Origin of the sequence: Candidatus Paralachnospira sp. LCP21S3_A2 (assembly GCF_052118925.1) — a bacterium.
GTDB lineage: Bacteria > Bacillota > Clostridia > Lachnospirales > Lachnospiraceae > Lientehia.
In genome coordinates, this window is the sequence record NZ_JBQKGG010000002.1 from 248448 (window position 1) to 264573 (window position 16126).

Annotated in this window: 18 protein-coding genes; 3 read left to right on the top strand and 15 right to left on the bottom strand. The window is 49.6% G+C overall.

What is annotated here, in order from left to right; genetic code table 11:
• Positions 1–29 precede the first annotated feature (29 nt).
• From ACTQ3K_RS03120 to ACTQ3K_RS03165, 10 genes are all read right to left on the bottom strand, one after another.
• Entirely contained in the window at positions 30–773 is a 744-nt protein-coding gene (locus tag ACTQ3K_RS03120; protein WP_441565647.1) for an aminotransferase class IV, read from the bottom strand.
• A 124-nt stretch (positions 774–897) separates the two neighbouring features.
• Positions 898–1686 carry a TPM domain-containing protein gene (locus ACTQ3K_RS03125; protein WP_441565649.1) on the bottom strand — a complete coding sequence of 263 codons (789 nt, stop codon included), beginning with the start codon at positions 1684–1686 and terminating at the stop codon, positions 898–900.
• A gap of 14 nt (positions 1687–1700) precedes the next feature.
• Positions 1701–2846: a hypothetical protein gene (locus tag ACTQ3K_RS03130; RefSeq protein WP_441565651.1), complete on the bottom strand. Its 1146-nt coding sequence runs from the start codon at positions 2844–2846 to the stop codon at positions 1701–1703.
• Between the two features lie 63 nt (positions 2847–2909).
• Positions 2910–3779: a hypothetical protein gene (locus ACTQ3K_RS03135; RefSeq protein WP_441578588.1), complete on the bottom strand. Its 870-nt coding sequence runs from the start codon at positions 3777–3779 to the stop codon at positions 2910–2912.
• 260 nt (positions 3780–4039) lie between these two features.
• Positions 4040–5134, bottom strand: coding sequence for a DUF5067 domain-containing protein (locus tag ACTQ3K_RS03140; protein WP_441565655.1), 1095 nt, complete (start codon positions 5132–5134; stop codon positions 4040–4042).
• 259 nt (positions 5135–5393) lie between these two features.
• Entirely contained in the window at positions 5394–5726 is a 333-nt protein-coding gene (locus tag ACTQ3K_RS03145; RefSeq protein WP_441565657.1) for a DUF5640 domain-containing protein, read from the bottom strand.
• A 40-nt stretch (positions 5727–5766) separates the two neighbouring features.
• The gene (locus ACTQ3K_RS03150) at positions 5767–6537 is read right to left on the bottom strand and encodes a DUF4428 domain-containing protein (protein WP_441565659.1); all 771 of its coding nucleotides are present in this window, start codon (positions 6535–6537) and stop codon (positions 5767–5769) included.
• 31 nt (positions 6538–6568) lie between these two features.
• Positions 6569–6988: a hypothetical protein gene (locus ACTQ3K_RS03155; RefSeq protein WP_441565661.1), complete on the bottom strand. Its 420-nt coding sequence runs from the start codon at positions 6986–6988 to the stop codon at positions 6569–6571.
• 98 nt (positions 6989–7086) lie between these two features.
• Positions 7087–7578: a DUF6935 domain-containing protein gene (locus ACTQ3K_RS03160; RefSeq protein ID WP_441565663.1), complete on the bottom strand. Its 492-nt coding sequence runs from the start codon at positions 7576–7578 to the stop codon at positions 7087–7089.
• Positions 7579–7596: 18 nt separating this feature from the next.
• Complete coding sequence (locus tag ACTQ3K_RS03165; protein WP_441565665.1) at positions 7597–7980, bottom strand: hypothetical protein; 384 nt, start codon at positions 7978–7980, stop codon at positions 7597–7599.
• A 231-nt stretch (positions 7981–8211) separates the two neighbouring features.
• Here ACTQ3K_RS03165 and ACTQ3K_RS03170 point away from each other — a divergent pair, with 231 nt between their 5' ends.
• The 3 genes from ACTQ3K_RS03170 to ACTQ3K_RS03180 are packed head-to-tail and all read left to right on the top strand — an operon-like array spanning position 8212 to position 11440.
• Positions 8212–9861, top strand: a complete 1650-nt coding sequence (locus ACTQ3K_RS03170; protein WP_441565667.1) for a histidine kinase N-terminal 7TM domain-containing protein — start codon at positions 8212–8214, stop codon at positions 9859–9861.
• Positions 9862–9866: 5 nt separating this feature from the next.
• Positions 9867–10817, top strand: a complete 951-nt coding sequence (locus tag ACTQ3K_RS03175) for a sensor histidine kinase (protein ID WP_441565669.1) — start codon at positions 9867–9869, stop codon at positions 10815–10817.
• Positions 10814–11440, top strand: coding sequence for a response regulator (locus ACTQ3K_RS03180; RefSeq protein ID WP_441565671.1), 627 nt, complete (start codon positions 10814–10816; stop codon positions 11438–11440). Before ACTQ3K_RS03175 ends, ACTQ3K_RS03180 begins: the two co-directional genes overlap by 4 nt.
• A gap of 5 nt (positions 11441–11445) precedes the next feature.
• Here ACTQ3K_RS03180 and pabB read toward each other — a convergent pair whose 3' ends face one another.
• The 5 genes from pabB to ACTQ3K_RS03205 form a co-directional block, all read right to left on the bottom strand.
• Complete coding sequence (gene pabB, locus ACTQ3K_RS03185) at positions 11446–12870, bottom strand: aminodeoxychorismate synthase component I (protein WP_441565673.1); 1425 nt, start codon at positions 12868–12870, stop codon at positions 11446–11448.
• Positions 12860–13480, bottom strand: a complete 621-nt coding sequence (locus ACTQ3K_RS03190) for an anthranilate synthase component II (protein ID WP_441565675.1) — start codon at positions 13478–13480, stop codon at positions 12860–12862. The genes pabB and ACTQ3K_RS03190 overlap by 11 nt, the downstream gene beginning before the upstream one ends.
• 277 nt (positions 13481–13757) lie before the next feature.
• Entirely contained in the window at positions 13758–14483 is a 726-nt protein-coding gene (locus ACTQ3K_RS03195; protein ID WP_441565677.1) for an amino acid ABC transporter ATP-binding protein, read from the bottom strand.
• Complete coding sequence (locus tag ACTQ3K_RS03200; protein WP_441565679.1) at positions 14470–15171, bottom strand: amino acid ABC transporter permease; 702 nt, start codon at positions 15169–15171, stop codon at positions 14470–14472. Before ACTQ3K_RS03200 ends, ACTQ3K_RS03195 begins: the two co-directional genes overlap by 14 nt.
• An 18-nt stretch (positions 15172–15189) precedes the next feature.
• Positions 15190–16035, bottom strand: a complete 846-nt coding sequence (locus ACTQ3K_RS03205; RefSeq protein ID WP_441565681.1) for an ABC transporter substrate-binding protein — start codon at positions 16033–16035, stop codon at positions 15190–15192.
• Positions 16036–16126 lie beyond the last annotated feature (91 nt).

Sequence of the window (16126 nt, forward strand, 5' to 3'; positions counted from 1 at the left end):
AGTATCCAGTGTCAACTGCCGATTTCCTGTTACAGGCAGATATAAAATGCCATAAGTTTCTCTGTGATCTCCCGCTCTTTAAACACTACGTTTCCAAGACGGTTCAGAGGCATGATCCCCATCAGGGAATTTGTGATAAACGCCTCTTTAAAGGACAGAACATCCTCCGGGCGGATCACGGCCTCAGAAACGGTTTTATGCTCCAGAAGCAGCCGGCGTACCACGCCGGGAAGAAGGCCACAGGTTTTCGCCGGTGTTACGACCCTGCCGCTTTTCTGCACAAAAAATACATTGGAAACGGCTCCCTCACAGATCTCTCCCCGCTCATTCAGAAAAATCGGTTCGTCAATCCCCTCTCTGGCAGCCCGGCGTTTTTCTGTGATCAGATCCGCACAATTTAACGATTTCATATAAGTAAACGGCGAAGTCGAATTCCGGAGTACTGAGGAATATGCCGCACAAAATCCATGCTCATACATCTCCGGCGTATAATGATTTTCCCGCTTTTCCATCCGCACATTTTTCTCTGACACAGAGATCTTCAGTGCTCCCCGTGCCACGGGGTGACAGGACAGCCATGCCGTCACCTGCTCCTTCGTCACCTTTTGAGAAATTCCCAGAGTTTCCATGGCTTCAGCCAGCCGTTCCAGGTGTTCCTTTATAAAACGGGGGACACCGTTCTCGACTGCGATGGTTTCAAAAGCTCCCAGCCCGAAATAATATCCCTCATCAGGAACAAACTGCCCCTGTTCTTTTCTCTTTCGTTTTCTCATGTCTCCGCCTCTTTTAAATCATCTTTTCTTCTTAATTCTGCATATGTTATCCTTAAAACCACTCCTATCATACTTTATCATGAAAGCCTCCGGAGTGCAAGCGGCGGAACGCATACTGCTCCTTTCAGAATTTTCCACTCCGGCCGGACCCTCCTCCTCCAGATTCACTCTGGCTGCCTCCACTCGAAGAGCTGCGCTCGATCTTCTGCCTGGACGTTGTCTTATGAGTAAAGTAATCTGTTTTCTCCGTCAGCTGCAGTTCTTTGGAAATATATACGTTGGCAGTCGCCTTCTTCGCTACGGAATTCATTTTTTCCCACACCACAGCAACAATGACCATAGAAACAAGCAGAGAAAGACCGATCACAATAAGAATGGGAATGAACATACTTGCCCGTACAGGTTTCCCTGCCGCAGCCTTTTCCAGATAGCTGTTACATTCCTTAATATAGTCATAAAAACCGCCGTACCAGTCATTTTCCCCGAAATTATCCAGAAAAACCTTTTCCAGCTTCTCCTGTCCATAGCTGTTAAATGCGTACTCGCAGCGTTCTCCATAACAGAACATCGCCCAGTCACGGTCATCCATGCTGATCAGCAGCATGATACCATCACGATCAGGTCCTTCCCCCATGGTATAGTCATGATAGATCGTATAGGTTGCCTTATAGACGCCATCGGAATTATAATCCCGAAAATCCTCCACCGTCACGGCATAAACACCGACACCGTATTTCTTTGAAACCGTTTCCGCCATTTTCTCCAGCTGCGCATTTTCACCTTCACTGAAAAGCCCTGCGGCATCCGTCACATAATTCAGCTGTGCCCCTGTCTGCTCTGCCGCTCCTGCACTTACAACAAGCGAAAACAACGCCATAAACGTCAGCAGGAGAAAAAATATTCGTCTCTTCATGTTCTCCTCCCTCCTTACCGCGCTATAAGCATCAGTGCGGTCACGCTGAGAGCAATCAGCGATGCTGCGATAGCCGCAAATAAACCAATCACCCGCTTCGTGCTGACCGGAAGATTTCCGACCAGCTTGCCCGTCTGGCCATTCATGGCAAAGAGGAAATCCTTCCCCTCCCATTTTGTGTTCAGCATCCACACAGGAAGCAGTGCGTAATGTACCTTGCCACGCTTCAAATAAATGCTCCGGCCTGTTTCACTGCAGGAGGTATAACCCGTTACCGTGCCCTCCAGCGCGCTTACCAGCGAGCCTGCACAGCGCTTATCCGCCCGCTCACAGCTGTCTTCCACGCTGACATCATATTTATCTGCCAGAAACCCCGGCAGATATGCTGTAGAAAATGGCTTAAGCTCGGAATAATCATACGGCTCGATGGAATCCATGTAGTCATCCGGCATCTTCCGGGATGCATCCACCGGAACCTTTTCAAAGGCAATGTTACCGGCGCGCTGCACATTAAAATGACTGGTTTCGGTTATCTCATAATCCCCGGATCGGTATTTGCTCACCCTGGTGGCATGAAACTGAACGCTCCCGCTGGCCTCACCGTCATACATCCAGAAGGGAACATATATCCCCTTGATTTCCTCCAGATGATTGGCTTTGGAGAACGTCGACGGCAGCAGCGGTTTTTTCAGATAGTGCCTTTTCAGCGCTTTGATTGCATCCTCCTTACTGAGCTTGAAGGGCAGGACATAGTCCGGCTTCAAGATTCCGGAAAACTGTCCCGGCACGACCGTTGGATTGCCGCAGTATGGGCAGGATGTGGCGGCTGTCGTTTCCTCACAGATCAGCTCTGCACCGCACGAGGGACAGCTGTAGGCACGCATTCCGTGCACGTCCTCACCCCAGTCCGCATTCAGATCAGAAACGTCCCATTCCGATCCGTCCCCGCCAGCGGAGGTTTCCGCCGAATCTGAAGGTTTATCCTTTTCAGTCTCTGCCGCTTCTGCTGCTTTCTGTTCCTTTTCTTTATAGAGTGCTTCGATCTCAGCCACATCGAAGCTCGATCCGCAGTACTCACACTCCAGTCTGCCGGATTCCCCCACAAAATGGAGCGGTCCCGTACATGCGGGGCATTGATAATTTGTTATCTGAGTTGCCATCTGAATTCCTCATTTCCTACGCTTATGTTTCCGCTGTCAGTAAAAAGCAGAAGCATAAGCCGCTTATCTTTCCTGATTTTTCACTGTAGCAAGAGTATAGAATGCATCGATCAGCGAAGCACCCGCATCGATCGGAGCATCGATCGAACTGCCGTCTTCAAACTCAAAGGATATCTGATACGTCGTTTCGTCAAGGATCATGATATCGTCATCCAGCGGTTCTTCATATCCCTTCACTGCTGTAACGAGCTGCTCCTCCTTTACGATCCGGAGTATCTCTTCGGCATCCTTCTCTTCGATCTGCTGCTTTTCCACTTCCGTATGTATATTGCTGCTGTCAATCACTGCATCATAGGAAAAGAACCAGTCATTGCCTTCTTTTTCAATGGTAAACAAATAGGAAGAGGACTGATCCATACAACATCTCTGGACAGAAACTGCCCTGATTCCTTCATAGTTCTCCGCCGTCTCATAATATTTGCCGGCAAGTGCATAGAGATACCTGAGCGCCTTATCACCAAACGCGATTCCTCTGTCTACTCTGCTTCCGTCGGAAAAGACGATTTCGGAGCTGCATGCCGGTGCATCCGGTGTTTGAAAAAGACGGATCGGCTCATGATATTTTCTGAACCGTTTTATCTCTCCTTCCTCACGAATAATCTCAAGGAATCCTTCCGCCTCTTCACATGGGATCTGGAGCGAACTGAACGAGACATAATACGCATTCTGATCTTCCACATAGCAGCTGGCGGAGAAGAACCAGTCCTCCTTCTCTTTTTGCAGGGCAAAGGAATAAACAGGCTCACGCGTCATTCCATAATACGTGGTATTGATCAGAGCAATATCATCCACCTTGTATTCTCTGCTGTTTCCGCATCCGAAAAGTCCGGAAACCAACAACACCAACACGGTAATTCCTATTTCACATATCATTTTCTTTTTCATGGCTTTGTATGATCTTCTTCATCTGCCGTCCTTGTCTGCCGCGAACTGCATTACTGGAACTTCATATTCGTAAGAATGATGTCCGTCATTGTTCCGGGAACACAGTCCATATCACGCAGTCCGACAGAAAGTGCACGATTATCATCGATCTGGGCGACATATTCAATCCATTCATAGCCGATATTCTTAAATGGGAGTCATCGTCTCCGGAGATCCATTTGTAGTAGCGATAGTTCGCCTTCATATGGTCACTGTATAATACCATCTCCTCCGGCTGCATTTTCACCGGAATTCGACTCCGAAACGCCTGCTTCGATGCTGTCCGGCATAGGCTCACCCGCATCGATCAGAGGCAGATACCAGTCACTGTAGCGATAAGGCCAGCCGCTCTCATCCATATCATCCCAGTGGAGTCCCCACGGACGCAGATAGATTTCATAATGAAATCCATCATCACCATTTTCATAGTCTCCGTCGATACAGATCAGGTTCTCATAGTCCAGCAGGCCCGGGTCAACGATCCAGTCCGCATGCTCGATCGCCACATCCGTAAACCAGCCGTCCTCTGACATCACAGTGCCGTACTCACCGGTTCCGGCCTCATTCAGGCTGACAGATACCGCAGCCATGGGGTTTGCCTTGGTATAATCCTCGTCCCAGATCGTAAGCGTTCCCGTATAGTCCGTACCGATGTCGATCACGCCACACACATCCCACCACTGGCCTTCCATACCCTCCGTTTCATAATCACCTGTACAGCCGGTCATTTTCCACCAGCCGTACCATTCGCCGTTCCACCAGCTGAGCAGCTCGTCATCGGTATCATCCGGCGATGTGGTCTCCAAATCCGTATTGGCTGCCTTTTCCCGGCTGAGTGTGGACGGCTCAATGGTGATTGTACCGTTTTTCTTGCCAAGCATCTGCTCAAAGGTCGCCTTGACCGTACTGGTCGTATCGGCCAGAACAAAGGCTGTCTGTACCTCAAGCGTTGCTCCCGGTTCAATTTCCTTAAACTGATTATTTGTTACAACATCAAAGTTTTCATAATCGGTAATAACTGACGCAACTTCCAGTTCTACGCCGTTCTGCATAACTGTTTCGCTGACGCTCCACAGATAGGAGGCATTTTCCTTACTGTTGTTTGTGAAGTCCAGTGTCAGAACGATCGCGTCCTTTCCTGATGAATCTTCCATGATGCATGCGCCCTTGTAGCGCAGCTCATAATCTCCAAGCTTGATTACATTTGGATCTGCCGCCGTCTTATCCTTGCCGCAGGCCGTGAGACCGAATAACATCAGCACCACAAGAAGCAGGCAGAAACGTTTTGTCTTCGTCTGTTTCATAATTTCCTCCTAACATAATTCCATGATATACCAATCGGCAAACCTGCCGATGTCGTGACGGTAAACGTCAAAACCGCCAGGGAAAAGGCAGAACAGATACCTGTCATCCAATCCCAATCCCCTGGCGGTAACGCTCGCGCGACATGATCCTCAGCTTCCTCGCCGTTCAAGCTCTTTTTCACGGTATCATGCAGCCTCCGTGCAGATATTGAGCTTTTGATCAGGTAAGTGAAATGACGCGTGTTGTGCTTCTATATGATCATTTTTTTGTAAAGGTTCCGCTGATGCCGTAGCCGGAATTTTCCTCCATGGTAAGGCTGCTGCCATCTACCGAAAACGTGTATGTAGACGGCTCACTCCAGGTTTCCAGCGTTACCGTAAGCTGATCATCCTCAATGCTGTAGGTGCCTTTTTGCTTCATGTAAGCATTTTCCATGGTACATTTTCCTTTTCCGTTAAACGACCATGTAATTACACCATCAGCACCAAGCTCTGCTGACCATGTGCCAGCCAGCGCGTCCTTGCTTCCACAGGCGGCAAGCGTTAAAATCATAATCGCTGCGACCAGGAGCAGTCCTGCAAGTCTCTTCATTTTTGAATGTCCTTTCTGTTCTGAATCATTGACAAATAGCTCAGCCATTTATTGCGCCGCCGCAGTATTCGCAGCAGCCGCTGGTATCCGGGGTAGTAGTTGCTCCGCAGTAGGGGCAGGTAACCGCTGCTTTGGGGGCAGCCGCCTGCTCAATCTTCTTCCTTACATCTGTGCGGAGCTGCGTCAGTGCCTGACGGATCTCCTCGCCGAGCTTTTTATAATTACTGTACTCAACATTGGTTTCCGGGTTACATCTCGATGTCATACCCGGACGCATCGCAGGCGGCGGGACAATATCCACAGAGCTGGTGTTGATCTGAAAACGCATTTCGTCAAAATAGGAATTGTTGACGAAGATGGTGATATAAAAATCATAGGAATATTCGTAGCGCGGCGGATTATAGCTGACTTCCTTTCCATCCTTATCCTTACGTTTGATCTCGGAGGAGCGTTCATCAATATCAAGATTACAGCCCGTCACATCTGCAAAATCCAGAACATCCGGGTTGGCCTCCAGTAAATCTCTTGCCCGCGTTACCATGAATTTTCCGGCATCCTCGTCAAGAAGCACCTTCGTATTCGTTCCGAGGACTCTGGTCGTATGGAATGCCGCAACCTTTTCCCGATTCTCTTCCCGATAAGCCAGCTGCTCCCTGATTTCCTCAACTGTGCTGTTGCGTCGGTCAGAGAACCATGGAGAAAGCTTCCTGGCACAGTTTTTGCAGAGATTGCCGTCCTCCAGCTTGCGGTTTCCAAGCATACCGATCTTCTCACCGCAAATATCACAGTATTTCTTATCAAACAGTCCCATATCGGTCTCCTTTGCCGTTCGTCATTCTGCTTTATGCTGCAGGCTGAGCATCGTCTTCCTTGGAATTGAGCACCGCACCATAGATGTAAAGTCCAGGCACCACGAGACCTGTCAGAACGCTCAGGATATCAAAATCACCACCGTTGACAAGGTTGAAGATCATGCTCAGAACACAGAATACGATTACGACAATGCCCCATCCTACGAGCTTTTTACTCTGATTTCCATGCTTACTGTACTTTACTCCCAGGATCCCTGCGATCAGTTCACAGATGCCGCCTGCCAGAGTGAGGATCAAAACCAGAAAATAGTTAAACGAGAGCGCCGAGCCTATACCAATTCCGGTTGACACTACACCAATTCCGGCGACAAAAACACCGGCAATGATCGTCAGTGCAGCTGCGATAATCATAAGAATCCCTGTAACCATTAAAAATTTGTGACCTTTCATTGTTAAATCCTCCTTTTTTATCTGCTTTGCTTCATGTCTGCTTTGTTTCATGTCTGCTTTGTTTCATGTCTGCTTTGTTTCCTGTTTCCGTTTTTCTGCTATGCCCACGGATCCTCCGCCGCCGGAATGCGGATCCCGCTTAAAATACTGGAATATTCCCAGAGAAACCACTCTCCGGTCGAGCCTTTCTGCCGCAGCTTCATGGGGCGTGGGGAATCTGCACCTGCTGTCTTCAGGAATACCCGAAGATATCCCGGCTCTATATCCTGCGGTCTTGGGTCTTCCAGTACATTGAGAACATACGGCCGGCACGGCTGATAACCGTTCTGCGGTGCTGCACCTTCAAAATAGGCAAGCGGCAGATAGGGCTTGCCGCGCAGTCGGTCGCGCAGGAACTGACCATCATACGGTGTCATAGGCCTTGGCCCCCGCAGAAGGTTCATCGCAGCAGTACCTGCATCTTTATCCCGGTCGAACAATGCCAGTGCACACAGAAACAATGCACAGATATGCTCCGGTTTTCGTCCTTCTGCGGCGAGTGCTTCAAACTCCGGCAAGTTCTCCGGTATTTTCTGAATTATAACCTGCAATATAACCAGTCCTCCTTCCTAAAGCATATCGATCACACCTGCGAGATATGTCGGCGATACGGATGCATAGATAAAATTATCGATCAGCTGGTCCTTCACCGCCTGCCGCACATTGGCTGCAAGCATTTCGTCTATGCGCTCATCCACCAGCAGCAAAATCTTACAGTCCCACCCCAGCTTCTTAACTTCATTCCGGATCTTCAGCCGTTCGCTCAGCTTCCAGACACCCTGCCGCATGACCTCCATAACAAGCACATTGGCATGACAGACTCGGCATAGGTCAAGCGTTTTCTCCGGATTCGAAGAACGGTAGACAATAAAATCCAGATCACATCTCGTGAGCGACTGCTCAACAGCCTCTGCCAAAAGACCGTCATTCATATCCAGCACGATTCTTCGCATCGTTGCTCTTCCACCGCCTTTCTCTTTTTTATAAATCTTTCATTTACATTTTAACGGATAAAAGCCTCTTCCGCCCCCGCCAATTGGCTAGGTTTTATGTTTTTTCCGTTTATGAAACTTTAAACTACAGAATCCATCGATACGCCTCCCCCAAAGAGCCGGAAACGCATTGCCTTTTTATATCCATCTATGATACTATGATATGAAAGGTAGGGTGGAGGTATCATATCTATGAGTAAGACGACAAAAAGAAGTATCCTGCTTGCACTGGTCACACTGGGACTGATTGTGTTTGCCATGTGGCTTCGATATGCCAGCCGAACCATTCTTCACCACCCGTTCTATGGTTATCTGCGAAGCGGGATCTATATTTTTCTGTTCTGCATGTGGGGGATTTCTCTTCATCTCCGTATTATACAGATGCAGGTGCGGCGCTATTTAGTGACAATTTCCGTACTGATGGTGCTGTGGCTTCTCCTGCGCTCGATCAAATTTTCCATCAACAGCGCAGAGGCTGAGCGCTGGCTATGGTACTTCTACTATGGCCCCATACTGTATATTCCCATGATGTCGCTCTTTGTTTCCCTGTCACTGGGCAAAGCAGAGAACTTCCGCCTGCCGCGATGGACAAAGCTTCTGTATATACCGGCGTTTCTGCTGCTTTTACTTGTTCTGACAAACGATCTGCACCAGTGGGTATTCTCCTTTCCATCCGGTATTTTATCCGATCAGGACTACCGATATGAGGCCGGCTACTTCTTCGTACTGGGCTGGGAGCTTCTGTGTGCGGTATCCGCGCTCGTTTTGATGGTAAAAAGCTGCCGTATCCCGCACACCAGAAAATTTCGCTGGCTGCCGCTGATTCCGTTTTCACTTTCGCTGGCCTATGTTTATGCGTATATCAGACAGGTCTACTGGGTCTGGGTGCTTGCCGGCGATATAACGGTGTCACAGTGCCTGATCTTTGCAAGTATCTTTGAATGCTGTATCCAATGCGGACTGATCCCGTCCAACCTCGGATACCGGGAACTGTTTGAGGCAACCAGTCTGCCGGTTCAGATCACAGATAATGCGTTTTGCACCACATATGTATCCGCCGCCATGCATGGAGCATTGCCGCAAACCGAACTGTGTCACATACAGACGGATACCGTCCCGCTGGACGACAATACGCTTCTGAAGCGGCATAAGCTGCGCCGCGGATGGGTATTCTGGAAAGAGGACATTTCAGAACTGAATCAGATTCAAAAAGAACTGGAGCAGACACGCGATGAGCTTCGTGATACCGGAGACGTCCTTGCGGCGGAAAACGCACAGCACGCAAGGCTGTTAAAGCTGGCAGAGGAAAACCGCCTGTACAATATCATGGAGTCACAGACGGCAAACCAGATCACGACACTGCAGGCGCTTCTGGCAGATTTACGACAGACAGAAGACCTGAAGCAGGCGGAACATCTGCTGGGTCAGGTCATCATTCTCGGGACCTACATCAAACGCAGAAACAACCTGATTTTTGTCGGTGTTCAGCGCGGTTCGATCTCCGTACAGGAGCTCAGACTGTGTCTCAATGAATCGATTGAAAACCTCAACCTGTATGGGGCAGACTGCAAAGCGCTTGTCACAGGCAGCGGACAGCTAACCGTCGAACAGGCGGCGCAGGCCTATGATCTGTTTGAAGCGGTCGTGGAGGCGAGTCTGGAATCACTGCAGTCCCTGCTGATCTCCATAGAGGTCAGAGAACAGGTACAGGTAAATCTCTGCGTTTCAGGCGCACAGACTCTTTGCGGGCTGAGCACACAATTCCCCGGCTTAGAATGGGAACAGGATGAGGATGGGCTTCAGTATATTATGCTGAAGCCGGAAAAATCGGTGGGGGTATAACGCATATGGACAAAATCAAGGACAGCTTCGACAGTCTTCCCATTGCAGTCTGTTTCTTCGACCGTAATAACATGATAAGGCTCATTAACCACCGGATGCTTGCCATAATGGGGCTTTTGCGGTGCGATGGCATCCAGACGCTTACAGAAATGCGGTCCGCCCTGCAATCGCCTCCCGCAGATGTGCACTGTTTGAACCCACAGCTCCAGATCTACCGGTTTTCGGATGGCAGGGCGCTGCGGTTTGCCGAGGAGCAGATCCGGATAAAGGCCGGCGGCCGATATACGCAGATTACCGCTGCAGATGTTACGGAGCTGATGCAGACGCAGCACCAGTTAGAAATAGAAAATGCAAAGCTTACAAATGCCAACTCCCACCTTCGTAATCTTTTCGAGCAGATGCCGGAGATTATCCGGGAAGAAGAGACGCTGGCAATGAAGCTGCGCGTACATGACGACATCGGGCACAGTATACTGGCCACACGGCGGGTTCTGCTCCGACAGACAGACCTAAAGGAAATTCGAGCCAACGCAGCGCTCTGGGAACAGGCAATTTCGGTGCTTTACCGTTCCAACCAGATGACGGTGCGGTTCGAGCCTCTGGACGAGGTCAAAAAACGAACGGAAGAAATGGGCGTCAGAGTTCTGTTTGCCGGTGATGAACCGCAGACGCAGAGCCTGCGCACACTGAGTGCACTGGCGATCCACGAATGTGCAACAAACTGTATCCGGCACGCAGGAGGCACCGAATTGTATGTGTGCTTCCGGCAGGAACCGGGGCATATGGAAATATCCTTGACCAACAACGGTGCTGCACCGGCGAAAACCGTCACAGAGGGCGGCGGTCTTTCCATGCTGCGCCAACGCGTGGAGGAGGTGGACGGCAAAATGGAAATTCAGAGTATTCCTTACTTTAAGCTCACGCTGGAATTACCGGAAGGAGGGAACGATACATGAGAGTGATGATTGTTGAAGACCAGACCATGATCCGGAGTCTTCTGGAGAACTATTTCCGTGCCGAGGACGGATACCGGATCGTAGCGTCCATTCCCGGTGCAAAGCAGGCCGTTGAGGTATGCCGGACAAGTTCTGTTGATCTGATTTTGATGGATGTACAGACGGCAAACCGGGAAAACGGTCTGACCGCTGTTCGTCAGATCAAAGCCATATGTCCGAAAAGCAGGATCATTGTTGTAACCTCACTGATCGATGGTGCGGTTCTGGATAAGGCAAAAGCAGCCGGTGCTGACAGCCTCTGGTATAAGGATTCTGACAAGACCCGGCTCATGGAGGTTGTCCGACAGACAATGGCAGGGGAACACATCTTTCCGGACTCGCCTCCGACCGTCGAGATCGGTATGGCAAAAAGCACCGAATTTACAAAGACAGAACTGAAGGTGCTGCGTCATCTGTTACGTGGGCTTTCTTATACGCGCATTGCGGCAGAGATGGGCTGCGAAATGTCGACAGTCAAATTCCATGTGGCAAATATGCTGCAGAAAACCGGACTGGAAAACAAACTTCAGCTTGCACTGGCGGTCAGCAACGTCAAACTGATCTCCGATCTGGCTGACGAATAACGGCTTTACTGCACTTTGAGCGCTTCCAGCAGTGCCACTGCTTTCTGCCAGGTTTCTTCAAACTCAAACTCCGGCTCGGATTCGCAGGTGATACCCCCTCCGACACCAAGATGATACGCTCCGTCTTTGTGGACCAGAGTACGGATCACAATATTCAGATCACAGCAGCCATCCAGGGTGATATAGCCCATGGAACCGGTGTAAAGTCCTCTCTTTCCCCGTTCCAGCTCGTCAATGATCTCCATGGCACGGATTTTGGGCGCCCCGGTGATAGAGCCGCCCGGGAAGGCTGCCTCCACCAGATCCATAACCGTTCTCCCCTGCTCCAGCTTTCCTGTCACAGTAGAAACCAGATGGAATACGGTCGCATAAGCCTCCACCTCAAACAGTTCCGGCACCTGAACCGAATACGGTTCGCAGACACGGCTCAGATCGTTGCGTTCCAGATCCACGATCATCAGAAGTTCGCTGCGGTCTTTTTCGGAATTCTCCAACTCCTTCCGCAGTGCTGCGTCCTCCTCCGGGTCATGGCCTCTCCGCCTGGTTCCTTTTATCGGACGTGTCTCAATCTCTCCCTGTTCCATTTTTAAAAACCGCTCCGGTGATGCCGACACGATTTGAAAATCTCCATACTGGAAATAGCCGCCAAACGGCGAGGGATTGATTCTGCGCAGCGTTTCAAAAACCTCATACGGATCTTTTTTACTTTCCATCACAAGCTGTCTGGTGAGATTTGCAATATAAATATCTCCCTCCACAATATAATCGCACATTTTTTTTACCGTTTCCAGATACTCTGCTTCTGTGGAATCTTCCCGGACAACTACGTTTGATCTCTCTACCTCCGTTTTCTCCGAGACCCTCCCTCTCTCACGGTAGTGCTTCCGGATTTGTTCCTCCAGCTCTCGGATTCCTGTCTCCGCCGGCTCTGTTTTTCCTCCGGCGATCAGATAAATGACCCGTTCTTTATGATCCTCTACAAGATACTGGTCATAAAAATTCCAGACCGCCTCCGGAATCAGATCTGTCTCCTGCTCCTCAAACCGACTGTCCACCCCGGCTCTTCTCCGGCCATAATCATAAGTAAAATAGCCGATGGCACCGGAAATCATCGGGAGATGGGTCGGATTTTCTTCCTGATGCTCCTCCAGATAAGTCTTCAGGACGGTTTCAAAGGCCTGATCAGACCGCTCGCCATTGATAAAAAGCTGCCCGGCTTCCTTTCGAAGCGTCAAATACGGCCTTCTTCCGATAATGGAATACCTTCCCAGTTTATTTTCCAGTGATGAGTCCAGAAAAACAGCCTGATCCTCCTCCCGAAACAGAACAAAAATCTCAGCCAGCGGCATATATATATCCATCCGTCTGATTCTCGTTGTTTCAGCCCTCAGCCATTCTCCGTCTCTTAATTCTGTTTTTTTACGCTCCATGGTATCCCCCTTTCCCTGTCTGCGCAGACGGTCCATTCCAGCAGTCACAGATTTCTGTAAAATTTCTTAACAGTTCATGACCATACTGCGTCAGCACTGCCTCCGGATGAAACTGGACTCCATAAACCGGCCACGTTTTATGCGACATTCCCATGATCACGCCATCCTCACTTCTGGCATCAACCTGCAATTCCTCCGGAAATGCTTCTTCCCTCACTACAAGTGAATGATATCGCGTTACCTCATACGTATCCGGCAGACCGGAAAAAACGCCTCCGCCGTTATGGGTAATTTCTGTCACCTTTCCATGCATAGGGCGGACCCCTTTTTCTACTCTGGCACCAAATACATGACCAATGATCTGGTGTCCCAGGCAGACACCGAGAATTGGAATTTTTCCAGCCATCTGTCTGATCACCTCGGCAGAGATCCCCCCGTCCTCCGGTCGGCCTGGACCAGGGGATATTAGGATTCCCTGTGGATTCATGACATGGATCTCAGAAAGCGTGATCCTGTCATTCCGGACCACCATCACCTCATTGCCCAGCTCCCGCAGATAGGCATAAAGGTTATACACAAACGAATCATAATTATCAATCATTAAATACATAAGGGTCTCCTGTTCTTACATGTATCTCGTAATAAGCCATGCACGCTCCAGACCTTCGGTCTGTCGCTCGCGGGCTGGCGCCCTATCGTAAACAAAATTTTTCACCAATTGCGTACAAGTACGCATGGTTCAAATTTTGCTTACGGCATGGCTTGTAACCATCGCGAAAAAAGACTGCCGAAATCCAACCGGGCATGGCAATTCATACCCGATCGGTTTCCGGCAGTCTTCTCTCTCCGTCAGACTCTCGTCCGCTTTATGGAAAAAGGCACACCTTTTATAATACTTTTGATAAAAATTCTCTTAATCTCGGATCATTGGGATGATCGAAGAAAGCCTTCGGTTCATTCTGCTCCAATATTTTTCCTTCGTCCATAAACAGGACTCTGGAAGCAACCTCTCTGGCAAAGCCCATCTCATGGGTCACGACCACCATGGTCATACCTTCATCGGCAAGCTGCTTCATGAACTCAAGAACCTCCCGTACCATCTCGGGATCCAGCGCAGATGTGGGCTCATCGAAGAGCATCACATCCGGATTCATGGCAAGGGAACGGACGATCGCGATTCTCTGCTTCTGTCCGCCGGAAAGCTGTGCCGGATACTGATCTGCCTTTTCCGGAAGACCAACCCTCTCCAGCAGCTCCATCGCCTTTTTATCTGCCTCTGCCTGGGTCATCAGTCCAAGCTTTACCGGCGCCATGGTAATATTTTTCTTGATGGTCAGGTGAGGAAACAGGTTAAAATGCTGGAATACCATTCCCATCTTCCGGCGGATCTGATTTAATTCCTTGCCGGATGCATGGGTAATATCCTGTCCTTCCACCGTAATTGTGCCCTCGGTCGGCGTTTCCAGCAGGTTCATACAGCGTAAAAACGTGGATTTTCCGGATCCGGAGGGACCGATAATTACAACCTTTTCCCCTTTTTCAATATGTTCGTCGATTCCGCAGAGCACAACCTTGTCTCCGAACGACTTGTGAAGACCCTTAACGTCTATCACTCTTCCTCAGCCTCCTTTCAAACATACCAAGAAGCTTCGTCAAAATAATGACGACGATCAGGTACATCACTGCCGTGATCAGGAGCGGCATTAAATAGTTATAGGTACTGTTCCCGATATTCTGTGCTGCCTTGGTCACATCAAGAACCGTAATATTTCCGATAACAGCAGTCTCCTTGATCAGAACGATAAACTCATTGCCCAGAGCGGGAAGAATATTCTTGATCGCCTGAGGCATGATGATGGATTTCATGGTCTGCATTTCTGAAAGACCGAGAGAACGGCCTGCCTCTGCCTGTCCGGCATCAACCGCTTCGATTCCGGCACGGATGATCTCCGCCACATAGGCACTGGAATTCAGACCGAAGCAGATCACACCGGAAAGGATCGCCGGTGAATTTCTACCCGTAAAGATCATGAAATAGATGATCAGCATCTGCACATAAACGGGGGTTCCGCGGATCACAGTAATATAGACATTGGCGATCCAGCCCGGCAATCGGAATTTTTTATGACGCACCGCCATGTATTTCACAATGGCTAACAAAGCGCCCACCGCAACACCCAGAAGCACCGCAAAGAACGATACCTCCAGGGTTACGCCAAATCCTTTCAAATAGGATAGATATCTGCCTTTTTCCAGAAATACCTTGGAAAAATCAGCCCAAACATTGGCAAGCCAGTTCATAGGATTTCCTCACTTCATTTATTTCGTAGTATGGTTGATGATAAACTCATCTACTTTTCCGTCGTCAACCAGCTTCTGAAGCACTTCGTTGATCTGGTCTAACATTTCTTTGTTGCCCTTCTGTACTGCAATGGCATACTTATCGGTGAATACTTCGCCGTCCAGGATCTCCAGGTCATCGTTCTCAGCTACCATCTGCTCAGCAGGAAGAGAGTCCATGATGATGCAGTCGATCTTGTCATTCTTTAAATCCATGGCTGCTTCCATGAACTTGCTGTACTGCTTGAGATCCTTTGTTCCAAGATCATCCTGGCAGTAGGAATCTGCTACGGTTCCGCCCTGTACGCCGACAACTGTATCTGCATTCAGTGCGTCAACAGAAGCAACACGGCCTGCATCCTTCTTTACGACAACAACCTGCTTGGAGGTGGTGTACTCGATGGAGAAGTCCATCTGCTCTTCTCTTTCGGGAGTTACGGAGATTCCGGCTGCTGCGAAATCAACCTTGCCCTGCTGTACAGCCAGCAGTGCGCTGTCGAAGTTCATGTTCTGGATTACCAGCTCTTTGCCCATGGCCTTTGCGATCTCGTTTGCAATGTCCACATCAACGCCGATTACAGTAGATCCGTCCTCGGTGTACTCATAAGGAGCAAAACCGGCCTCGGTTGCCATGATCAGCTTTCCGTCGTCCTCTCTTGCTTCTGCCGCGGAGGTCTCCTCTGCCTTATCGGTCTCTTCTGCCTTTGTCTCACCGGCCTTGGTGGTCTCTGCGGCCTTGGTGGTTTCCGTTGTCTTTGTGCTTCCGCAGGCTGCCATGGAAAGAACCATCACGCCGGCAAGAAGTGCTGCTGCTAATTTTTTCATAACGTTTCTCCTCTCATTTCATCTATCAGAAAGGCGGGTAATTCCGCCATTTCTTACATACCAGGTACTTCCAGGATACCTGCGGATTGCG